The sequence below is a fragment of the Stenotrophomonas veracruzanensis genome (genome assembly GCF_032911525.1).
In the GTDB taxonomy this organism is placed as follows: Bacteria; Pseudomonadota; Gammaproteobacteria; order Xanthomonadales; family Xanthomonadaceae; genus Stenotrophomonas; species Stenotrophomonas africana.
In genome coordinates this window covers 1-20,319 of record NZ_JAWJTI010000034.1, presented here as the reverse complement: position 1 = coordinate 20,319, position 20,319 = coordinate 1, and the positions used below count along the sequence as shown (strand labels likewise).

Here is a 20,319-nt window from a genome sequence, read left to right as displayed (position 1 = left end):
GGCAGGACTTGTAGAGCCGAGCCTCCGCTCGGCTGCTTATCGATGTGCGGCGCGCCCTGCACGCGCTTCGCGCGATGAGCCGGGCATGGGCCCGGCTCGACACGCCTTCACGGCTCGGCTACGGCCGCCTCTGCGACGCTGCGGGCACCCCCCACAGGAGCCGCGCATGCGCCGGATGCTCTTGCCTGCCTGCCTGCTGCTGGCCGCGGCCCCCTTGTCCGCAGCGGCGGCCGAAGCCTGCGATGTGCCACCACGTTTCGGCCTGAGCCCATTGGCGGTGGCCATCCGCAATACCACCTGCAACGAGCACCGGCTGTGGTTCCGGCCCTTCATTGATCGTGATGGCCGCGCCGCCAGCCTCAGTGTCACCGAGGCCGAAAGCGATCACCTGGCCGACAACGGGCTGATTGCCTGGCAGCGCGTGGCCGGCTACTGGCGCAACAGCGGCACGCTCAACGCGATGGGCAGCATCGCGGGCGCCAGCAGCTGCCTGGCACCGCTGGGCACGCGCTACACCGACAGCGACTGCCGCGCCTTCCTGGTCGACAACCCGTGGTCGGCCGCGTTCATTTCCTGGGTGATGGTGCAGTCCGGCGTTCCCGGCTTCAACACCTCGCCACGCCACATCGACTACATCCGTGCCGCGTACCAGGGCGGCCCCTCGGGCGTGCCGTACCGGCTGGTCGATCCTGCGACCACAAAGCCCGCACCGGGTGACCTGCTGTGCTTCCTGCGCGACCGCAGCAGCACGCTCAGCTACAGCGGGTTGGTGCAGGCGCTGGGCAACGGCTCGGTGGGCCACTGGAAATCACATTGCGAAGTGGTGGTGGCGGCAAATCTCGGGGGCGACCAGACCCTGTACCTGGTGGGCGGCAATGTGATGAACACGGTGGCGATGCGGTTGCTGCAGCTGGATCGTACGGGGCTGATCAAGCTGCCTCCGGCACGCGAACGCAACAGCACCGGCATCGACCCCGGCTGCACGCCGGGCCGAGAGGACGAATGCAGCTTCAACCGCCAGGACTGGGCAGCGCTGCTGCAACTGACCGCCACGTCACCGCTGGTGATGCCCTCGCCCACTGCGACGCCGATGCAGCCCGCGCCTGCGCCGCAGCCGGTGGTCGTGCCCGCGCAACCGATGTCCAGCGAACCGCAGCCGCGGCGGTGAATGCAGCGCTTGATCCAGCGCGCGTTCGCCGCCATCTTTGCGGGATCGACCTCTGACGGCTGACGCCATGCCCACCCTGCTGCTGTTGCTGATTGCCGGCGGAATCATCTATTTCTTCTGGAACGCGGCGCGTTCGGCCGCCGAGCGCGCGGTCGAGCTGGGACGCAATGCCTGCCGCGCAGCCGACGTGCAATGGCTGGACCAGGCGGTGCACGCCACCGGCCTGCGCCTGTCGCGCGGCGAGGATGGCCGGCTCGGTTTCGAGCGCACCTTCAAGTTCGAGTATTCCTACGATGGCATCGATCGCCACGTGGGCCGCATGGTGCTGCGCGGCGACCAGCTGATCTCATTTACCGGCCCGGGCGCAGCGCGGATCAGCCAGATCCGCGCGGACGTGGACGATGCCGAGGATGTGTAAGCACTGAAGGTGTGCCGACCAACGGTCGGCACCCACACAATTCCGGCACCCACCGGTGAATCCTGCAAAGGAAAACGCCGCCCATCGGGGCGGCGTCGGAGACATTACTTGACCACGCGCAGGTTCGGGCGCCCCTTCGGCGGCGGACTGGCCGGCGGCGTATCGTCCGGCGGCGCGCCTTCCTCGTGCAGCAGCTCGTCGCTGGTCGGAGCGGTTTCGCTGCCCGGAATGTCATCCGGCAGCGCCATGCCCTGCCCGGTCTCGCGGGCGTAGACGGCCAGCACGGCGCTGATCGGCACCTGCACCGGGTAGCTGGTACCGGAGAAGCGCGCCGAGAAGCTCACCATCTCGTTGTCGATCATCAGCCGCACGACAGCACGTTCGGCGATGTTGAGCACAACCCGGCCATCCTTGATCGCCGAAGGCGGCACCTGCACGCCGGGGACGCCGGCGTCGACCAGGATGTGCGGGGTCAGCTGGTTGTCGTTGATCCATTCCACCAGCGCCCGCAGCAGGTACGGGCGGTGGCTGGTCATGTGGAAGAAGTCTTCGGTCATGCGTGAAGTGTACGCGCCCGGCGCCCTGCCGGGGCGGATCGCCTGCACGCCGGTCGGCGTGCAGACGGGTAAGGCGAGGCAGGATCAGCCCGGCAGATCGCGCAGCTTCTTTTCCTGGTCGGTCAGGCTGCGGACAAAGCCCGGATGGCGGAAGATGCGGTTGCCGTAGTCTTCAATCGCCTTGCCGTCCTTCGGCAGCGGCACATCCAGCGACTGCAGGCGCCAGATGATCGGCGCCATCGCGCAGTCGGCCAGGCTCATTTCCGGGTTGAGGAAGAACTTGCTGGCCTTGAACAGCGGCAGCGAGGCGGTCAGCAGTTCCTTCAGGCGCTTGCGGCCGGCCTCGGCCTGGGTCTTGTTGCCCAGCTGGATGGCCTGCACCTGCGGCACCCAGTCGTGCTCGATGCGCAGCATGGCCAGGCGGATGCGCGCACGCGAGAGTGGATCGACCGGCATCAGCGGCGGATGCGGGTAGCGCTCGTCCAGGTACTCGCTGACCACCGACGCGGCGTAAAGCACCAGTTCGCGTTCGACCAGGGTCGGCACCGAGTGGTACGGATTGAGGTCGATCAGGTCTTCAGGCGGGTTCTGTGGATCGACCGGAACGAAGTCGAAGGTCACACCCTTGGCCGCCAGGACCAGGCGTACACGGTGGCACAGTACATCGTCGTTCGAGGAAAACAGCGTCAGTGTATTGCGCATGCGTACGCTCGCCGCCATCAAAGGCTCTCCCACGACAGGAGACCGCCTGCCGCATCGGCGCCGCCGGCACCGTGCCGGCGATCGACTCCTCCCCGAGTGTGCAACCGACCATCACAAAAGCCAATAGGCCCGTGCGATGGTGAGCGGCAGATTCAGTGAACGTCCTTCCAGTATTCCTTCTTCAACAGATACAGCAGGAAGGTCAGCAGGGCCAGGAACAGGATCACCCACACGCCCAGCTGCTGGCGCTTGAGCGCGGCCGGTTCGCCGGCATATTCGAGGAAGTTGGTGATGTCACGCACTGCCTGGTCGTACTGTCCGGCATCGACGTTGCCTGGCGTTTCCAGGCGCAGGCCGGTCACCGGCGGATCCATGCCCGGCGCCTCCGGCTTGCCATGCACGGCATGCTGCAGGCCCTGCATTTCCCACAGCGGGTTGGGCATGGACGCGTTGGCGAACAGCGCGTTGTTCCAGCCCAGCGGCCGGCTGCTGTCCAGGTAGAACGACTTGAGGTAGGTGTAGACCCAGTCATTGCCGCGCACACGCGCAATCAGGCTGAGGTCCGGCGGCATCTTGCCGAACCACTTCTCTGCGTTCTCCTTGGGCATCGCCACCGGGATCGGATCGCCGATCGCCGAGCCGGTGAAGTTGAGGTTGTTCATCACCTCCTCTTCGGTCAGGCCCAGGTCCTGCGCCATCCGCGAATAGCGCAGGTATTTCAGCGCGTGGCAGCCGGAGCAGTAGTTCATGTACAGCTGCGCGCCGCGCTGCAGCGAAGCGCGGTCTCCGAGGTCGTTGCCGGCCTGCAGCAGCTTGGTGCCGCCCTCGGCGGCGGAGGCCAGGAAACTGCCCAGCATCAGGGCGGCCGTCAGGGCCAGCCGGACCATCCAGCGTTCAGTCATGGGTGGTCACCCTCTCCGGTACCGGCTTGGTCCTGTCCAATCGTGTCCATAGCGGCATGGTGATGAAGAACGCGAAGTACAGGAAGGTCAGCACCCGCCCGATGTAGGTCTCGTGCACGTCGGTGCCGGGGCCGGAACCGATCACGCCCAGCCACACGAAGCACACCGCCAGCACGCCCAGCATCACCTTCGAGATCCAGCCGCGGTAGCGCACAGATTTCACCTTCGCCTTGTCCAGCCACGGCACCAGGAACAGGATCGCGATGGCCGAGAACATCACCAGCACGCCGCCCAGCTTGTTCGGTACCACGCGCAACATCGCGTAGTACGGCGTGTAGTACCAGACCGGCTTGATGTGTTCCGGGGTCACCAGGCGGTTGGCCTCGGTGAAGTTGTCGTGCTCCAGGAACAGGCCGCCGAAACCCGGCGCGAAGAAGATGATGAAGGCGGCGATGATCAGCAGGAAGCCGGCGCCGACACCATCCTTGAGCGTGTAGTACGGGTGGAACGGAATGCCGTCGGCCGGTGCGTTCGGCGACCAGCGGTTGCCCTTGGGCCCCTTCTTGATCTCCACCCCGTCCGGGTTGTTCGACCCCACTTCATGCAGCGCACCCAGGTGCAGCACCACCAGCAACAGCAGCACCAGCGGCAGGGCGATGACGTGCAGTGCGAAGAAGCGGTTGAGCGTGGCATCACTGGGCAGGTAGTCGCCCATGATCCATTCGGTCAGGCCGTTGCCGATCACCGGTATCGCGCCGAACAGCGAGATGATCACCTTGGCGCCCCAGAACGACATCTGGCCCCACGGCAGCACGTAGCCCATGAAGGCTTCGGCCATCAGCACCAGGTAGATCAGCATGCCCAGGATCCACACCAGCTCGCGCGGTTTCTGGTAGCTGCCGTACAGCAGGCCACGGAACATGTGCAGGTAGACCACGATGAAGAACAGCGAGGCACCGGTGGAGTGCATGTAGCGGATCAGCCAGCCCCACTCCACATCACGCATGATGTATTCGATGGAGCCGAACGCCTCGGCGGCGTTGGTCTTGTAGTGCATCGTCAGGAAGATGCCGGTGACGATCTGGTTGACCAGCACCAGCAGCGCCAGCGAACCGAAGTAGTACCAGATGTTGAAGTTCTTCGGCGCGTAGTATTCGCTGACGTGCTTGCGGTAGACCGGCATCAGGCCGGGCGCGCGCGCGTTGACCCAGTCGGCCACGCCGCTGGCGGTACGGCTGAGGATATTGGCCATCAGGCAGCCCCCTGCGGATCGACACCGATGATGATGGTGTTGTCGTCCTGGTAGTGGTGCGCGGGCACCTTCAGGTTGATCGGCGCCGGCACGTCCTTGAAGACACGACCGGACATGTCGAAGCGCGACTTGTGGCAGGGGCAGAAGTAGCCGCCCTTCCACTGCGGGTCGTAGGGCTCAGGCCGGATCTCGGCGACCATTTCCGGCGAGCAGCCCAGGTGCGTGCACAGGCCGACCAGCACGGAGATATCCGGCTTGATCGAGCGCAGCTCGGGGTTCTGCTTCAGCACGTACTCCGGCTGCTGGTCCTTCTCGCCGGACTCGGGGTCCTTGAGACGGCCGTCCAGCCCGTGCAGCGCATCGAGGATCGCCTTGGACCGTTTGACGATCCAGATAGGCTGGCCACGCCATTCCACGATCAGGCGTTGGCCTTCCTGCAGGGCGCTGATGTCGGCCACCACCGGTGCGCCGGCAAGCTTGGCACGGGCACTGGGGTTCCAGGATTTGATGAAAGGAACTGCGGTGAATCCGACGCCGACGGCGCCCACCACGGCTGTGGTGGCAGAAAGAAAACGCCGACGTCCGGTGTTGACTGGATCGTGTACCCCATCGTTGGCCATCCGGCACTCCGATATTGATTAGGTAGCTTTAAGGCTGCCAGCGGATCCGGTGGGGGCCAGAGCCGCATTGAATCACGGTCGAGTGTAGCGGAACCGTCGCGCGCCACACAACGCTCTTTGCAAGGAGTGCCGACTGACAGTCGGCACCTACCAGTTCAAGGGCGTGCCGACCAAAGGTTGGCACCTACTGGTGACTCAGGGCGGTGCGGTAACGCTCGGCCAGCTGGCCGACCCGCCGCACGTAGTACTGGGTCTCGCTGTAGGGCGGCACGCCACCGTGGCGGTCGACCGCGCCTTCGCCAGCGTTGTAGCCGGCTGCGGCAAGGGTCAGATCGCCATTGAAGCGCTTCAACAACCACGCAAGATACTGTACGCCGCCGCGGATGTTCTGCCCGGCATCGTAGGAGTCACTGACCCCGAAGCGCGCGGCGGTTGGCGGCATCAGCTGCATCAGCCCCTGCGCACCAGCGCGACTGAGCGCGGTCGGGTTGTAGGCCGACTCGGCGTGGATGATGGCCCGCACCACCGCCTCTTCCACGCCGAACTCGCGCGCGGCCGAGGTGATCTCGGTCTGGAAGGCCGAGGTGTTCAGGCGCACGGTGCCGAAGTCCACGCGTGGATTGACCCCGCACGCGTAGCAGCGCTCCATGAAGCTGTAGCGGATGGTCCGCACCGGGCCGAGGTTGGCGACCTGGGTCGGGCGCGCACTGGTGTAGTGCCGCACGCCGTCCTTCATGAAGGAATAGACCTGGCCGCTGACCATGCGCCCGGCGCGCGAGGCGGCCGGCTGTCCCGGGGCAGCTGCGGGCGCGGGTGCAGGCGCAACCGTTGCCGGCGTTGCCGCGCTGGCGGCAACGGCAACCGGGTTGCGTTCGATGCTGGCAACCGTGGTCGGCGCTGGCCTGGGTGCGGCCACTACCGGACGCGGTGCCGGGCGGGTGTCCCGGCTGTAGCTGATGGTGCTGCAGCGCGCGCCAGCCACCCGCTTGCTCACATAGCTGGTGACGCCGTCAGCGCCCTGGCACTTGTACAGGGTTCCAGCGCTGGCCGGCGCAGCGGTCAGCGCAGCGATGATGATCGCCGTTGTCCCCAGTATCCCCTTCATGGCGGCGAGTGTCCCAGCTTCGCCTGGGCTTGCCAAGCGATGTGGCTCAGCCTGTGACCGGCGGCACAGCCAGCAGCTGGCCGAGGCCCGCCAGCCGCTGTGCCAGCTCGTCGCGCAGGCCCGGCGGGGTGGTCCAAAGCGCCACAGGTATGCGGTCCAGGCTGAGAATCTGCGCCAGCATCATGCCGCGGCTCTCGGCGCCCATGCGCAGCAGGCAGTGATCGGAGCCATCCGCTTCCAGTACTCCACACCATGGCGGGATGCGGCCTTCCAGCTCGGAATGACTGCCGGCCAGGCGGAGGATGGCCTGCAGCGCGAACGGCGCCTGGCTGACCGCCTGCCGCACCATCACATCCGGCGGCGCCGGCGTGCGCCGGTGCATACCCGGCTCGGAGCACTCGCGTACCGCGCCCATCCGGTCCACGCGCAGTGTGCGCCAGTCCTGCCGGCCCAGATCCCAGGCCAGCAGGTACCAGCGCCGCCCGTAATTGACCAGGTGCTGGGCCTCGACCTCGCGCTGGGTCACCGCCTCCTGCGCGCTGCGGTACTCAAAGGCCAGCCGGGACGCCTGCCGGCAGTGCTGGGCCAGCCGTCCGAGCAGGCGTGCGTCGGTGGACGGAAGGTCGGACAAGGTGGCCGTCGCTGCATGCACTTCGCCAGCCTGCTGCCGGCGACGGGTCGGTACCAGCGGGTCGAGCTTGGACAACAGACCGCGCGCGGTGTCGTCGATGCCAGCGACGGTCGCGGACGCGGCACGCAGGGCGATCGCCAGGGTGGTCGCCTCCTCCTCATCCAGCAGCATCGGCAGTACCGGTGCCCCCGCCCCCAGCTGGTAGCCGCCACCGACCCCGGACGAGGCCTGGACCGGATAGCCCAGTTCACGCAGTCGCTCGACATCACGGCGGATGCTGCGCCGCTCCACGCCCATGCGCTCGGCGAGCTCGGCCCCGGACCACTGGCGGCGGGCCTGCAGCAGGGCGATCAGGCGCAGCAGTCGATGGGCGGTATGGCGCATGAAGGATCGAGGACAGAAGTCGTCCGCAATAGTGCCTCAGGATGACCTCCAGTTCACCACCCACCGCAAGGAGCAATGCCATGAATTCACGCCGGATCACCCTGTACCACGCCGCCCGTTCCCGCTCGAGCGGCGCGGTGGCCCTGCTCGAAGCGCTGGGTGCCGACTACCACATGCAGGTGCTGGACCTGAAGGCCGGCGCCAACCTGGCCCCGGCCTACCTGGCCATCAACCCGATGGGCAAGGTGCCGGCCATCGTCCACAACGGCGCGCTGGTGACCGAGCAGGTGGCGATCTACCTGTACCTGGCCGACCTGTACCCGGAAGCCGGGCTGGCCCCGCCGATCGGCGATGCCCTGCGCGGCCCCTATCTGCGCTGGATGGCCTTCTACGGCGCCTGTTTCGAGCCGGCGATGATCGACAAGGCGATGCATCGCGAGCCGCCGCCGCGCCTGATGTCGCCGTACAACGATGCGGAGACCGTGCTGCAGGTGGTCGAGGCCCAGCTGGCGCAGGGCCCGTACCTGCTCGGCGAGGTCATGAGCGCCGCCGATGTGCTGTGGGGCAATGCGCTGGGCTGGACCACGGCCTTTGGCCTGGTACAGCCTGCAGCAGCCACGGCTGACTACATCGCACGGATGAGCGCGATGACCGCGTTCGACCGTTCGCGGCAGATCGATGCGGAGCTGGTGGCGGCGTAAGGCGCCGGCTGGGCTTCCTTTGTAGCGCCGAGCCCACGCTCGGCTGGTTTCAGTAGAGCCAGGCCATGCCTGGCTGCCCCAGGGGAAGCGGGAAGAGCAGCCGAGCGTGGGCTCGACTCTACAAAGGGCGCGGCGGGTGGCGCGGGATGCGGGTAGAATTGCCGGCTTTCCCGCCACCCGAATGGATTAAGCGCCATGACCGGGACGCCAGACGTCTTTCCGCCCGCCACGCCGGGCGGTACCCCGCTCGTTGCCCTGCCCGCCGGTCCGCGCAAGCCCGACCAGGTCAAGGGCAAGCTGTACATCAAGACCCACGGTTGCCAGATGAACGAGTACGACTCGGCGAAGATGGCCGACGTGCTTGCCGCCAGCGATGGCCTGGAACTGACCGACAGCCCGGACGACGCCGACGTCATCCTGGTCAACACCTGCTCCATCCGCGAAAAAGCGCAGGAGAAGGTGTTCAGCCAGCTGGGCGTGTGGAAGGGCCTGAAGAACAAAGGCCGCGAGGTCATCATCGGCGTGGGCGGCTGCGTCGCCTCGCAGGAAGGCGAAGCGATCATCAAGCGCGCGCCGTTCGTCGATCTGGTGTTCGGCCCGCAGACCCTGCACCGCCTGCCGGAGCTGATCCGCGCCCGGCGTGAGCAGAAGCGTCCGCAGGTAGACATCAGCTTCCCCGAGATCGAGAAGTTCGACCGCCTGCCGGAACCGCGCGCCGAAGGCGCTTCGGCGTTCGTGTCGATCATGGAAGGCTGTTCCAAGTACTGCTCGTTCTGCGTGGTGCCCTACACCCGCGGCACCGAAGTCAGCCGCCCGTTCGAGGACGTAGTGGTTGAGGTGGCGCAGTTGGCTGCACAGGGCGTGCGCGAGATCAACCTGCTCGGCCAGAACGTCAACGCCTATCGTGGTCCCTATGGCGACGGCGAGTTCGCCGACCTCGGCCTGCTGATCCGTACCATCGCCGAGATCGATGGGGTCGGCCGCATCCGCTTCACCACCTCGCACCCGCTGGAATTCAGCGACTCGCTGATCGACGCGTTCCGCGACGTCCCGCAGCTGGCCAACTTCCTGCATCTGCCGGTGCAGGCCGGCAGCGACCGCGTGCTGTCGGCGATGAAGCGTGGTTACACCGCGCTGGAATTCAAGTCGAAGATCCGCAAGCTGCGCGCGGTGCGCCCGGACATCTCGATCAGCTCGGACTTCATCGTCGGCTTCCCCGGCGAGACCGATGCCGATTTCGAGAAGACCATGAAGCTGATCGAGGACATCGGCTTCGACCACAGCTTCTCCTTCATCTATTCGCGTCGCCCGGGCACCCCGGCTGCGGACCTGGAGGACACCATCAGCGATGCCGAGAAGCACGCGCGCCTGTCGCGCCTGCAGGAGCGCATCAATGCGCATGCCGCCGGCATTTCCCAGAAGATGGTCGGCACCGTGCAGACCGTGCTGGTGGAAGGGCCCTCGCGCAAGAACCCGAACGAGCTGACCGGCAAGACCGAGAACATGCGTTCGGTGAACTTCCCGGCGCCGGCACGCCTGATCGGCCAGTTCGTGGACGTGGTGATCACCGAAGCGCTGACCAATTCGCTGCGCGCGCGGGTGGTGGCGGAATAAGGTGTGCCGACCAACGGTCGGCCCCTGCCGGGGTAGTTGTGGATGCCGACCGTTGGTCGGCATGCATTAATCCAATCGTTTGCGGAAACGCAGGATCGCCAACGTCATCATCACCACGATGAAGGCCAGCAGCGCCAGCGCGTCGTGCCACAGCTCCCACAGCGAGGCGCCGCGCAGCATGATGCCGCGCACCAGGCGCAGGAAGTGGGTCAGCGGCAGCACTTCGGCCAGCCATTGCACCGGCCGCGGCATGCCCGCGAACGGGAACATGAAGCCCGACAGCAGGATCGACGGCAGGAACAGGAACAGCGTCATCTGCATCGCCTGGAACTGCGAGCGCGCGCGCGTGGAGATCAGCAGGCCCAGCGCCAGGTTGGCAAGCACCAGCAGCACCGCGGCCAGATAGATGTCCAGCAGGCTGCCGCGGATCGGCACCTGGAACAGCCAGGTGCCCAGCACCAGCACCAAGGTGGTCTGCAGCAGGCCGATGGCTGCATAGGGCAGCACTTTGCCGACCATCAGTTCGCTGCGCGACACCGGCGTGGCGATCAGCAGTTCCATGTTGCCGCGCTCGCGTTCGCGCACCACCGCCACCGCCGTGAACATCACCAGGGTCATGGTCAGGATCACCCCGATCAGGCCCGGCACGATGTTCACCGCCGAGCGCCGCTGCGGGTTGTAGAAACTGGTCACGCTGACAGGACCACTGGCGATGCTGCCTTCGCGCAGGGGACGGGTGTTGCTGGTCGGGCGCGTATCCAGCGGCACCTGCGCCAGCTGGATCGCTGCGCTCTGCACCACGGTGTCGCTGCCATCGACCAGTACCTGCACCGCTTCGCGACCGTCGAAGCGGCGACGTTCGAAGTCGGCTGGCACCACGATGCCGACACTGATCTCGCCACGGCGCAGCGCCTGCATCAGCTGATCGGGCGTATAGGCTTCGCTGCGCGGCGTGATCACGCCGGTGGCGACCATGTCCTGCACCACCGCGCGCGAGGCGGCACTGTTGGCCTGGTCGGCGACACCGGCGTCGAGGTGGCGCAGGTTGAGATTGATCGCATAGCCGAACAGCAGCAGCTGCATCACCGGAATGCCGACGATCATCGCCAGCGTGATGCGGTCGCGGCGCAGCTGCCGCAGCTCCTTGAGCATGATCGCCCACAGCCGGCGCAGGTTCATGCCGCCGGCTCCCGGCCTCGCCCGCGGGTAGCAGCGACGAACACGTCTTCCAGATTCGGCGCCACCGCCTCGAAGTGAGCCTGTGGATCGGCGCTGACCAGCGCGCGCCGCAACGCTGGCGTATCGGCGGCCCCCTCGCTGCACAACACGCGCAGCTGGGTACCGATCTGCGCCACGCTCAGCACGCCGGGCAGCTCGGACAATGCGCGGCTGGCCTGGCGCGGCTGCGCCGACGTGACCTGCAACGTGCGGCCGTCCAGCCGTGCACACAATTCGGCCGGCGTGCCATCGGCGACCAGCGCACCACGATCCAGGATCGCCAGCCGGTGGCAGCGCTCGGCCTCGTCCATGTAGTGGGTCGATACCAACACGGTGGTACCGGCGTCGGCAAGTTCAAACAGGGCCTCCCAGAAATCGCGGCGCGATTCGGGATCAACGGCGCTGGTCGGCTCGTCCAGGAACAGCAGTTCGGGCGAATGCACCACGGCACCCGCCAGGGCGAGGCGCTGCTTCTGCCCACCACTGAGCGTGCCGGCCAGTTGTGGTTGGCGGTCCTGCAACCGGTACTGCTGCAGCAAACTGTCGACCCGCTGCCGGGCCTGCGCGCGTGGCAGGTCCTGGATGGCGGCGAGGAATTCCAGGTTCTCGCGTACCGACAGGTCTTCGTACAGCGAGAAGCGCTGGGTCATGTAGCCGATGCGACGGCGCAGCGCTTCGGCCTGCTCGGGAACCGCCAAGCCCAGCACCTCGATCTGTCCTGCGCTCGGTTCAAGCAGGCCGCACAGCATGCGGATGGTGGTCGACTTGCCCGACCCGTTCGGGCCCAGGAAGCCATAGACCTGCCCACGCGGCACGGTCAGGTCGACATTGTCCACGGCCAGCAGATCGCCGAAGCGGCGGGTCAGGCCCTGCGCATGCACCGCGATGTCCGCACCGGTGTTCAGAAGCGCACCTGCACCGGCAGCCCGGCCGGCAGCTTCTGCATGTCGGTGGCTTCGGTCACTTCGATTTCAGCCAGGTAGCTCAGGCGCTCGACGTCGTCGCCGGTCAGTGCGTAGTACGGGGTGAACGAAGGCTCGCTGCGGATCGATCGCACGCGCCCTTTCAGCACCGTGCCCCGACCCTCCAGTTGTATCTGCGCGGCCTGACCGACCTTCACCTGCAGGCGCAGCGGCTGCGGCAGGTAGACGCGCGCATAGGGACGCTCACCGACCAGCATCACCGCCAACGGCGCACCGATCGGCGCCTGGTCGCCCTGCCGGTAGGGCAAGGCATCGACCACACCATCGCGCGGTGCACGCAGCTGCAGCTTCTGCAGGTTCACGCCCTGCACCACCTGCTGCGCGCGCGCGGCATCGGCTGCGGCCTTGCCCTGGGTGATGTCCTGTGCCCGGCTGCCGTGCACCAGCACCAACCAAGCCTGCTCGGCCGCGCGCGCGCTGGCCTCGGCGTTGCCGGCGGCGGCACGTGCACGATCCAGTTCAGCGGCAGCCACCAGCTGCTGGCGTGCCAGCGGCTGCACCCGGCGATAGTAGGCGCTGGCTTCGACGGCCTGGGCGCGAAGCGCGGCCAGCTGGGCCTGGGCCTGGGTGATCTGTTCCTCGCGCGGGCCGATCTCGAGCTCTTCCAGCTGTGCCTGCGCGCGCAGCGTATCGGCCTGTGCGGCGGCGAACTGTGCGTCGCCACGGGCGGGATCAAGCTGCATCAACACAGTGCCCGCCTTGACCGGCTGGCCCTCGCGCACCTCCACCGCGGCGATCACTTCGGCCGCCGGTGCCGGCACCGTGATCCGGTCCCACTCCAGCGTGCCCAACGCGGTCGGCGTTGACTGCCCACACCCCGCCAGCAGGCCGATGCCCACCAGTCCGATTCCACGCATCCCGTTGCCGATGCCCATGCCATCCCCTCCAGCGACGGCGACACGGTGCCATGTGCCCCGTGCACCCTCAATGATTCCGATCAGCCCTGACGGTTTTTTCACCACGTGCGGGCAAGCCTTTTGCTGCAAGGCTCCGCACCACCTATCCACAGGTTGATTCGGCATCATTCCACAACCGTTGTGGAAATCCGGCAGGACGTGGCGTTGTTGCTCGCCCGGCAACGAAACCTGCACTGCCATCACGATGAATGCTCCCGTGCAGGCCATCCGCGGCAGTGCTGCGGCAGCGACGAGCGACCATGACGCTTTTTTCACCAGGACCTCATGGGCCTTGTGGCACAAGCATTGCGAAGGTCTATCCACAGGTTTCCGCGCGCCCCGTCCACACCGGGTGTGGAAAACGCTGTATCGACCGTCTGCTGGCCGTGTGCCCCGCACGCGCGCTACCCTTGTCCTCCCTGAATACACTGCGGTGGAAGGCGTCCGCCCCACCCCAAGCAATGAAAAGCATCGATCATCGAGACTTCACCCTGTCGCCGGAAGATAACGAGCGGCTGGCCAACCTGTGCGGCCCCTTCGATGGCCATCTGCGCCAGATAGAGCTGAAGCTCGGCGTGGAGATCGCCAATCGTGGCTTCGTGTTCCGCATCAGCGGGCCCAACGAGGCCATCGTCGAGGCGCAGAAGCTGGTCGAAGCGCTGTACGCCGAAGCCGCCGAAACCACCTTCGACAACCACGCCATCCATCTGCGCCTGGCGCAGGCCAATGTCGATCAGATCGCCGAGCGCTCCTATGAAGCGCAGGACGTGGCGATCAAGGTCAAGCGCGGCACGGTGCGCGGCCGCGGCGCCAACCAGGGCCGCTACCTGCACCAGATCGCCACCCACGACATCAACTTCGGCATCGGCCCGGCCGGTACCGGCAAGACCTTCCTGGCCGTGGCCAGCGCGGTCGAAGCACTGAACGAATCGCGGGTGCAGCGCCTGATCCTGGTGCGTCCGGCGGTGGAGGCCGGCGAGAAGCTGGGCTTCCTGCCCGGCGACCTGAGCCAGAAGGTCGATCCCTACCTGCGACCGCTGTACGACGCCCTGTACGAGATGATGGGCGTGGAGAAGGTGGTCAAGCTGCTGGAGAAGAACGTCATCGAGATCGCGCCGCTGGCCTACATGCGCGGCCGCACGCTCAACGATGCGTTCGTGATCCTGGACGAAGCACAGAACACCACCATCGAGCAGATGAAGATGTTCCTGACCCGCCTGGGTTACGGCTCCACTGCGGTGGTCACCGGTGACCTCACCCAGACCGACCTGCCCAAGCACGTGAAGTCCGGCCTGCGCGACGCCATCGACGTGCTGCGTGAAGTCGAGGGCGTCAGCTTCACCTTCTTCGAATCCCGTGACGTGGTCCGCCACCCGCTGGTCGCGCGCATCGTGAGCGCCTACGACCGCCGCGACCTGCATCAGATCCAACCAGGAGCAACTCCATGACCCGTGGCCCCGTGCGACTGGACGTCGCCGTCAGTTATGCCCTGCCACGTGCCGGCCTGCCGGCGGCAGTGAGCTTCCGCAAGTGGGTGGCCGCCGCGCTGAAGGGCCGCATCCGCGAGGCCGATCTGGCCATCCGCGTGGTCGATGCCAAGGAAGGACAGTCGCTGAACCGCCATTACCGCGGCAAGGACTACGCGACCAACGTGCTCAGCTTCCCGGCCGAAGTGCCCGAAGGCCTGCCCAAGGGCGTCAAGTTCCCGCTGCTGGGTGACCTGGTGATCTGCGCACCGGTGGTGGCACGGGAGGCCGACGAGCAGGGCAAGGCGCTCAACGCCCACTACGCGCACCTGACCGTGCACGGCGTACTGCACCTGCTCGGCTGGGACCACGAGGATGACAAGGAAGCCGAGGCGATGGAGCAGCTCGAGCGCGACATCCTGGCCGAGCTCGGCATCGCCGATCCCTACGCGGGCGAGCGCTGACACCGGGTTCTGTTCCGAACCCACGCACTCACGGAAGAGGAGCGCAGCATGACCCTGGCCGCACTTGTGCTTGCCGTGCTACTGCAGTCCGCGGCAGGCCTGATGCCCGATCCTGACCGTCCCTCACCGTTCCCCACCAGCGACAGCGAGGCCGACATCGCCGCAAAGATCGCCGAACTACGGGCGTTCTTCGGCAGCAGCGAGCGCGACACCCGCAATATCGTCGCCACTGCCCAGCAACGGGCGCTGATCGAGCGCCTGGAAGCGCGGCACGCGGCACGTCTGGCCGGCATCTGGGTGGACAATGCGAGGGGCTGGAACGTTGTGGTGCGACTGACAGGCGCCGCAGCCGAGGCCGATGAGACACATCCAGGGGCGGATGGCCCGCAACGCGTGCGCTACATCACCGGCGCCGCGATGACCGAAGCGGAGATGCAGCACCGCCTGCACACACAGCGGGACTGGCTGCTGGCCCAGCTGCCCGACCTGTTCGGCTATAGCCTGGACGTCAAGGCCGGAGAGCTGGAGGTTGAGCTGCGGGATACCCCAGCCAACCGCGCGACGGCGGCGGCCGTACGCGACCACCTGCAGGTGCAGCTGGGCTACCCGGTCAGGCTGCGCTGGTACCCAGCGACCACGCGCTGGAATCCGCCTTGACTGCGCCCGGGCTGGAACGCCCGCCCATGCGCTGCGCTATTGTTCAATACCGGCCAGACCGGCCAGGACTCGGAAGGAAAAAGGATGAACCCAGGGTACGGTTTCACGACGATGATGATGGCTGCCGGTCTTTTCGCCACTGTCCTGGTGCTGGGCGCGCATGCCGTGCGCCGTGTCAGTGCACGCGACCCCAGCGGGCGGCACTGGCTGCTGCGCACGCTGGCACTGCTGTCACCGGCGTGCGTCATTGCCAGTCTGGCGGTCGGCGTGATCGGGCCTCACCTGCTGCAGCAGCGGCACGGGATGAGCACCACGATGGGCCTGGTGACGAGCGCGCTGCTGCTGATGCTGGTGGGCGCGCTCACCGCGCCGGTGGCCTGGCGCGTGGTGGTCCAGCAGCGCCTACGGCGCTCAGCGGCGACCTTGCCGTTCTTCCATGCGTCAACCGCCTCACTCTGGCTGTTGTACGCGCTCTGCGCGATGTACATGCCACTGGCGAAGGCCGCCGAACCGGCACTGATGCCCTGGTTCGAACAATCGGGCCTGCTGCCGTTGGCGGCCCGCGGATTGGTCACGGTCCTCCACGCTTCGATGCAGGCGGTGCTGCTCACCCTGCCGGTGATGGGGCTACGCGCCCTGCTGACCCGCGGCAGCCGCAGCAGCAAGGCTGAGAACCCGCCCCCGTCACCGTTATGATGTCCGGCCCGCCTGCGGAACCTGCCCGTGTCCCTGCGTTGCTGCCTGCCCCTGCTGTGTGCCTTTGCGGTGCCTTCGGCCCTCGCCTCCAGTCTTGACCTGCCGGCCCTGATCGAATGCCGCCAGGGGGTGGCCGAGCAGGCCGCGCTGGCGCCGCTGCTGGCCGATCCGCTGAAGGCCGTGGCCCAGGGCCTGCAGCCGCTGCCGCAAGGCAACCAGTTCATGAGCGAGTACCGGCTGGCCAGCCCGATCACCGTCTTCGGGCAACAGACCGAGCGGGTGGCGGTGGCCGGCGCCAGCATCATGGCCGTCCTCGACCAGGCCGACCCACGCCCGCTGGCAAAGCGCCTGGCACTGGAGACCGCCTACGACCAGGACGGCAAGTTCATGGCCGGCCGCGAGCTGGTCAGCCGCGACGTGACCGACCCGAAGACCGGCGAGGCCCAGATCGAGTCGATCATCCTCAGCGTCTCCACCGTGGCCTCCCACCCTGGCAAGACCCTGGCCGGCTGCACCTACAGCCTGGACCTGCCCGAGGAGGAGCCGGCCCCTACCCCTGCCCCGGCCACCGGCAGTCACTGACAGGCCGTCACATCCTGCTAGACTTGGGCCAACGCCCGGCCTGCCGGGTGCCTTTTTTCCAGAGATGTCAGAAGACGACAGTAGTAGCTCCCCTGCGGAGCACAGTGAAAAGAAGCGCGGCTGGCTTGAACGCCTGACCTCCGCCTTCTCCGGCGAACCCCATACCCGCGACGAGCTGGTCGCTGTCCTGCACACCGCGCAGGAAGAGGGGCTGATCGCCGCCGATACCCTGAAGATGATGGAAGGCGCCATTTCCGTGGCCGAGCTGACCGTGGGCGACGTGATGATTTCGCGCTCGCAGATGGTCTCGCTGCCGGTTGAAGCGCCCTTCCTGGAACTGATGAAGCAGGTGGTCGAATCGGGCCATTCACGCTTCCCGGTGCACGGCGAGAACAAGGACGACATCCTTGGCATCCTGCTGGCCAAGGACCTGCTGCGCGGCGTGGTTGCCGACAACGGTCCGGCCAACGTGCGCGAGCTGCTGCGCCCGGCGGTGCTGATTCCGGAGGCGAAGAAGCTCAACGTGCTGCTGAAGGAGTTCCGCCTGTCGCGCAACCACATGGCCATCGTGGTGGACGAGTACGGCGGTGTCGCCGGCCTGGTCACCATCGAGGACGTGCTGGAACAGATCGTCGGCGAGATCGACGACGAGCATGACGAGGCCGAAGATCCCTCGGCGCAGATCGCCATCCAGTCCGACGGGCAGTACGTGGTCGACGCACTGACCCCGATCGGCGACTTCAACGAGCGTTTCGGCGCGACGTTCTCCGACGAGGACTACGACACCATCGGCGGCCTGGTCACCGAGGCCGTGGGCCACCTGCCGGAAGTCGGTGACGAGCTGGCGCTGGACCGCTTCATGTTCCGCGTGGCCCGCGCCGATGCGCGCCGGGTACAGGCCTTCCACGTGACCGTGCTGCCGCCGGACGCGCAGGACGACGCTTGAAGCGCCGCGGCCTGATCCTCATGGTGTGGCTGGCACTGTGCGTGCTGGCCATGGCCCTGCCGCTGGCCGCCTTCGCGCAGCCGGCGGCAGCCACGCCTGCACCAACTGCACCCAGCGCCAGCACCGAGGTTCCTGCCCCGCGCATCGGCGTGGTGACCATGCAGCCCGGCACGGTGTTCTTCGAACGCTTCGGCCATGACGCCATCGTGGTGCTTGATCCGGTCAGCGGCGAGGCAACTTCGTACAACTTCGGCTACTTCGACCCGTCCGAGGACGATTTCATCAGCCGCTTCGCACGCGGCGACATGATGTATTACCTGGTGGCGCTGCCGCTGCAGCAGGATCTGTCGTACTACGACGAGACCGGCCGCGGCGCCAACGTGCAGTGGCTGGACCTGCGCCCCGACCAGGCACGTGCGCTGGCTGCAGATCTGGCCGAGCGGGCCAAGCCGGAAAACGCGCGCTACCACTACGACTACTACACCGCCAACTGCGCCACGATGGTGCGCGACACCCTCGACAAGGCATTGGGTGGCGGCCTGCAGTCGCAGCTGGCCGGGCGCTCGCGTGGCAATACCTACCGCAGTGAATCGGTCCGCCTGGCGTCGCCGGCACCGTGGATGTGGCTGGGCTTCGATGTAGGCCTCGGACCGTTCGCCGACCAGCCGCTGTCGCGCTGGCAGGAAGCCTTCGTGCCGATGCGCCTGGCCGATGCGCTGCGCCAGGCACGCAACAGCGATGGGCGTCCGCTGGTGCAGTCCGAACAGGAGCTGCTGCCGCACCGCATCGATCCGGAGCCGAAGGAGTTCGCACGCCGCTGGTGGCCGTGGCTGCTGTGCGGCCTGGTGATCGCCGCTGGCGTGCTGGCGCTGCGCAACCGCCCGCGCCTGCTGGCGGGGCTGGCACTGCCGTTCTGGCTGCTGTGCGCCCTGTTGGGTGGCGTGCTGGTGTTCCTGTGGGGCTTCAGCATCCACTACGCCGCCTGGGCCAACCGCAACCTGCTGCTGCTCTCGCCGCTGGCGGTGCTGCTGCTGCCGGGCGCGATCGCCCTGCTGCGTCGGCGCGTGCCGGGCCGCATGTTCAGGATCGTGCTGTGGCTGCTGGCGGTACAGGCAGTGGCCGCGCTGGTGCTGCACTGGCTGAGCCTGCAGGCACAGTACAACGTGCAGTGGATCGTGCTGCTGCTGCCGGTGCACGTGGCGCTGGCCTGGGTGCTCGGGCGCCGTCCTCACTTGTCCGAAACACAGCCCTGACGCACGATGGCGGGCATGTCATTGCCCGCCTCCGCTTCCGCCCCTGCTTCGGCCAACCCCGCCTGCGTCATCAACTGCGTCCACTACGATGACGAAGGCAAACGCCACGACATCAGCCTGGACGCCATCAGCGATGTCATTGCCAGTGGCAATGGTTTCGTCTGGGTTGGCCTGTACGACCCCAACGACGATGTACTGCTGAAACTGCAGGAGGAATTCTGCCTGCACGACCTGGCCATCGAAGATGCGCGCAACGCGCACCAGCGGCCAAAGGTCGAGACCTACGGCAATTCGATGTTCGTGGTGGTGACCACCGCGCAGATGGTCGACGAGCGCATCCAGTACGGCGAAACCCATGCTTTCCTCGGCCCGCGCTTCCTGGTGACGGTGCGTCATGGCGCCTCGCTGTCCTACGCACCGGTGCGTGCGCGTGTCGAACGAGAGCCGCAGCTGCTGAAGATGGGCCCCTCGTACTGCCTGTACGCGGTGGCCGACTTCGTGGTCGACAACTACCTGCCGATCGTGCACCGCTTCCGCGACACCCTGGACCTGCTGGAAAAGGACATCTTTGCGGACAACTACAAGCGCAGCACCGTGGTGCGGCTGTACGAACTCAAGCGCGAACTGAACAAGATGCGGATGGCCGTGGCGCCACTGCAGGATGTACTGGCGCAGCTGCGCCGCTATCAGGGCGAACTGATCCCCGACGAAGTGAAGCTGTACATCCGCGACGTGCACGACCATGCAGTACGCATCAGCGATGTGATCGACACCCTGCGCGAGATGCTGGGCACCGCACTGAGCGTCAACCTGTCGCTGGTGACGCTGGCGCAGGGCGAGACGGTCAAGCGGCTGGGTGCATGGGCGGCGCTGCTGGCGGCGCCGACGCTGATCACCAGCTGGTATGGCATGAACTTCAGCCACATGCCGGAGTTGAACCAACCCTGGGCCTACCCGCTGATGATTGTTGGCGTGGGTGGCGTGTGCGTGGGCCTGTACCGGTTGTTCAAGCGCGCGAAGTGGTTGTAGCGCGTATCGACCAACGGTCGATACCCACCACACCGGTATCGTGGCGCATGACCCGCATCTGGTAGCGCCGGGCCC

At 66.8% G+C, this 20,319-nt stretch carries 22 protein-coding genes; 12 read left to right on the top strand and 10 right to left on the bottom strand.

All coding sequences use genetic code 11. The annotated features are described in order from the left end of the window. Positions 1-166: 166 nt before the first annotated feature. Complete coding sequence (locus R1H25_RS16710; protein ID WP_317224132.1) at positions 167-1,168, top strand: DUF2272 domain-containing protein; 1,002 nt, start codon at positions 167-169, stop codon at positions 1,166-1,168. Positions 1,169-1,235: 67 nt separating this feature from the next. Further along, a complete protein-coding gene (locus R1H25_RS16705) occupies positions 1,236-1,586 on the top strand; it encodes a DUF3301 domain-containing protein (RefSeq protein WP_005408844.1) in 351 nt (116 codons plus the stop codon). 104 nt (positions 1,587-1,690) lie between these two features. On the opposite strand, the gene R1H25_RS16700 is transcribed toward R1H25_RS16705, so the two are convergent. The 7 genes from R1H25_RS16700 to R1H25_RS16670 form a co-directional block, all read right to left on the bottom strand. Then, the gene (locus R1H25_RS16700) at positions 1,691-2,143 is read right to left on the bottom strand and encodes a ClpXP protease specificity-enhancing factor (RefSeq protein WP_088481074.1); all 453 of its coding nucleotides are present in this window, start codon (positions 2,141-2,143) and stop codon (positions 1,691-1,693) included. Between the two features lie 84 nt (positions 2,144-2,227). Next, positions 2,228-2,863 (bottom strand): glutathione S-transferase N-terminal domain-containing protein, encoded by a 636-nt coding sequence (locus R1H25_RS16695; RefSeq protein WP_032128879.1) that lies wholly within the window; start codon positions 2,861-2,863, stop codon positions 2,228-2,230. Between the two features lie 134 nt (positions 2,864-2,997). After that, a complete protein-coding gene (locus R1H25_RS16690) occupies positions 2,998-3,747 on the bottom strand; it encodes a cytochrome c1 (RefSeq protein WP_317224131.1) in 750 nt (249 codons plus the stop codon). Continuing rightward, on the bottom strand, positions 3,740-4,999 hold the full coding sequence (locus tag R1H25_RS16685) for a cytochrome bc complex cytochrome b subunit (protein WP_032128877.1): 1,260 nt from the start codon (positions 4,997-4,999) through the stop codon (positions 3,740-3,742). The genes R1H25_RS16690 and R1H25_RS16685 overlap by 8 nt, the downstream gene beginning before the upstream one ends. Continuing rightward, positions 4,999-5,619, bottom strand: a complete 621-nt coding sequence (gene petA, locus R1H25_RS16680) for a ubiquinol-cytochrome c reductase iron-sulfur subunit (RefSeq protein ID WP_010486121.1) — start codon at positions 5,617-5,619, stop codon at positions 4,999-5,001. Before petA ends, R1H25_RS16685 begins: the two co-directional genes overlap by 1 nt. A 184-nt stretch (positions 5,620-5,803) precedes the next feature. Further along, the gene (locus tag R1H25_RS16675; RefSeq protein ID WP_317224130.1) at positions 5,804-6,724 is read right to left on the bottom strand and encodes a lytic transglycosylase domain-containing protein; all 921 of its coding nucleotides are present in this window, start codon (positions 6,722-6,724) and stop codon (positions 5,804-5,806) included. A gap of 46 nt (positions 6,725-6,770) precedes the next feature. Beyond that, a complete protein-coding gene (locus R1H25_RS16670) occupies positions 6,771-7,739 on the bottom strand; it encodes a WYL domain-containing protein (RefSeq protein ID WP_317224129.1) in 969 nt (322 codons plus the stop codon). Between the two features lie 80 nt (positions 7,740-7,819). On the opposite strand from R1H25_RS16670, the gene R1H25_RS16665 reads away from it, so the two are divergent. Next, positions 7,820-8,440 (top strand): glutathione S-transferase family protein, encoded by a 621-nt coding sequence (locus tag R1H25_RS16665; RefSeq protein ID WP_057500248.1) that lies wholly within the window; start codon positions 7,820-7,822, stop codon positions 8,438-8,440. A gap of 195 nt (positions 8,441-8,635) precedes the next feature. Then, positions 8,636-10,054 (top strand): tRNA (N6-isopentenyl adenosine(37)-C2)-methylthiotransferase MiaB, encoded by a 1,419-nt coding sequence (gene miaB, locus R1H25_RS16660; RefSeq protein ID WP_049446467.1) that lies wholly within the window; start codon positions 8,636-8,638, stop codon positions 10,052-10,054. Positions 10,055-10,120: 66 nt separating this feature from the next. Here the strand turns inward: miaB and R1H25_RS16655 are convergent, their stop codons facing one another. The 3 genes from R1H25_RS16655 to R1H25_RS16645 are packed head-to-tail and all read right to left on the bottom strand — an operon-like array spanning position 10,121 to position 13,130. Then, the gene (locus R1H25_RS16655) at positions 10,121-11,233 is read right to left on the bottom strand and encodes an ABC transporter permease (protein WP_154348760.1); all 1,113 of its coding nucleotides are present in this window, start codon (positions 11,231-11,233) and stop codon (positions 10,121-10,123) included. Continuing rightward, positions 11,230-12,153, bottom strand: coding sequence for an ABC transporter ATP-binding protein (locus R1H25_RS16650; protein ID WP_088481076.1), 924 nt, complete (start codon positions 12,151-12,153; stop codon positions 11,230-11,232). The genes R1H25_RS16655 and R1H25_RS16650 overlap by 4 nt, the downstream gene beginning before the upstream one ends. A gap of 20 nt (positions 12,154-12,173) precedes the next feature. Then, positions 12,174-13,130, bottom strand: coding sequence for an HlyD family efflux transporter periplasmic adaptor subunit (locus R1H25_RS16645; protein WP_317224128.1), 957 nt, complete (start codon positions 13,128-13,130; stop codon positions 12,174-12,176). Between the two features lie 482 nt (positions 13,131-13,612). Here R1H25_RS16645 and R1H25_RS16640 point away from each other — a divergent pair, with 482 nt between their 5' ends. The 8 genes from R1H25_RS16640 (at position 13,613) to R1H25_RS16605 (ending at position 20,244) form a co-directional block, all read left to right on the top strand. Then, the gene (locus R1H25_RS16640) at positions 13,613-14,599 is read left to right on the top strand and encodes a PhoH family protein (RefSeq protein ID WP_057500244.1); all 987 of its coding nucleotides are present in this window, start codon (positions 13,613-13,615) and stop codon (positions 14,597-14,599) included. Next, positions 14,596-15,081: an rRNA maturation RNase YbeY gene (gene ybeY / locus R1H25_RS16635; RefSeq protein WP_019659039.1), complete on the top strand. Its 486-nt coding sequence runs from the start codon at positions 14,596-14,598 to the stop codon at positions 15,079-15,081. The genes R1H25_RS16640 and ybeY overlap by 4 nt, the downstream gene beginning before the upstream one ends. 48 nt (positions 15,082-15,129) lie before the next feature. Further along, the gene (locus tag R1H25_RS16630; RefSeq protein ID WP_317224127.1) at positions 15,130-15,738 is read left to right on the top strand and encodes a hypothetical protein; all 609 of its coding nucleotides are present in this window, start codon (positions 15,130-15,132) and stop codon (positions 15,736-15,738) included. Positions 15,739-15,777: 39 nt separating this feature from the next. After that, positions 15,778-16,434 (top strand): hypothetical protein, encoded by a 657-nt coding sequence (locus R1H25_RS16625; RefSeq protein WP_317224126.1) that lies wholly within the window; start codon positions 15,778-15,780, stop codon positions 16,432-16,434. A gap of 27 nt (positions 16,435-16,461) precedes the next feature. Continuing rightward, entirely contained in the window at positions 16,462-17,016 is a 555-nt protein-coding gene (locus tag R1H25_RS16620; protein WP_317224125.1) for a hypothetical protein, read from the top strand. A gap of 64 nt (positions 17,017-17,080) precedes the next feature. After that, positions 17,081-17,962, top strand: a complete 882-nt coding sequence (locus R1H25_RS16615) for an HlyC/CorC family transporter (RefSeq protein ID WP_005408827.1) — start codon at positions 17,081-17,083, stop codon at positions 17,960-17,962. Further along, complete coding sequence (locus tag R1H25_RS16610) at positions 17,959-19,215, top strand: DUF4105 domain-containing protein (protein ID WP_317224124.1); 1,257 nt, start codon at positions 17,959-17,961, stop codon at positions 19,213-19,215. The genes R1H25_RS16615 and R1H25_RS16610 overlap by 4 nt, the downstream gene beginning before the upstream one ends. Before the next feature lie 6 nt (positions 19,216-19,221). Continuing rightward, positions 19,222-20,244 (top strand): magnesium and cobalt transport protein CorA, encoded by a 1,023-nt coding sequence (locus tag R1H25_RS16605; RefSeq protein WP_049446453.1) that lies wholly within the window; start codon positions 19,222-19,224, stop codon positions 20,242-20,244. Positions 20,245-20,319: the final 75 nt, after the last annotated feature.

Coding starts and splice junctions, on each gene's coding strand:
- R1H25_RS16605 (WP_049446453.1), top strand. CDS start 19,222: ATGGCGGGCATGTCATTGCCCGCCTCCGCTTCCGCCCCTGCTTCGGCC.
- R1H25_RS16690 (WP_317224131.1), bottom strand. CDS start 3,747: ATGACTGAACGCTGGATGGTCCGGCTGGCCCTGACGGCCGCCCTGATG.
- R1H25_RS16685 (WP_032128877.1), bottom strand. CDS start 4,999: ATGGCCAATATCCTCAGCCGTACCGCCAGCGGCGTGGCCGACTGGGTC.
- R1H25_RS16615 (WP_005408827.1), top strand. CDS start 17,081: ATGTCAGAAGACGACAGTAGTAGCTCCCCTGCGGAGCACAGTGAAAAG.
- R1H25_RS16630 (WP_317224127.1), top strand. CDS start 15,130: ATGACCCTGGCCGCACTTGTGCTTGCCGTGCTACTGCAGTCCGCGGCA.
- R1H25_RS16665 (WP_057500248.1), top strand. CDS start 7,820: ATGAATTCACGCCGGATCACCCTGTACCACGCCGCCCGTTCCCGCTCG.
- R1H25_RS16695 (WP_032128879.1), bottom strand. CDS start 2,863: ATGGCGGCGAGCGTACGCATGCGCAATACACTGACGCTGTTTTCCTCG.
- ybeY (WP_019659039.1), top strand. CDS start 14,596: ATGACCCGTGGCCCCGTGCGACTGGACGTCGCCGTCAGTTATGCCCTG.
- petA (WP_010486121.1), bottom strand. CDS start 5,619: ATGGCCAACGATGGGGTACACGATCCAGTCAACACCGGACGTCGGCGT.
- R1H25_RS16675 (WP_317224130.1), bottom strand. CDS start 6,724: ATGAAGGGGATACTGGGGACAACGGCGATCATCATCGCTGCGCTGACC.
- R1H25_RS16710 (WP_317224132.1), top strand. CDS start 167: ATGCGCCGGATGCTCTTGCCTGCCTGCCTGCTGCTGGCCGCGGCCCCC.
- miaB (WP_049446467.1), top strand. CDS start 8,636: ATGACCGGGACGCCAGACGTCTTTCCGCCCGCCACGCCGGGCGGTACC.
- R1H25_RS16670 (WP_317224129.1), bottom strand. CDS start 7,739: ATGCGCCATACCGCCCATCGACTGCTGCGCCTGATCGCCCTGCTGCAG.
- R1H25_RS16645 (WP_317224128.1), bottom strand. CDS start 13,130: ATGGGCATCGGCAACGGGATGCGTGGAATCGGACTGGTGGGCATCGGC.
- R1H25_RS16655 (WP_154348760.1), bottom strand. CDS start 11,233: ATGAACCTGCGCCGGCTGTGGGCGATCATGCTCAAGGAGCTGCGGCAG.
- R1H25_RS16640 (WP_057500244.1), top strand. CDS start 13,613: ATGAAAAGCATCGATCATCGAGACTTCACCCTGTCGCCGGAAGATAAC.
- R1H25_RS16705 (WP_005408844.1), top strand. CDS start 1,236: ATGCCCACCCTGCTGCTGTTGCTGATTGCCGGCGGAATCATCTATTTC.
- R1H25_RS16700 (WP_088481074.1), bottom strand. CDS start 2,143: ATGACCGAAGACTTCTTCCACATGACCAGCCACCGCCCGTACCTGCTG.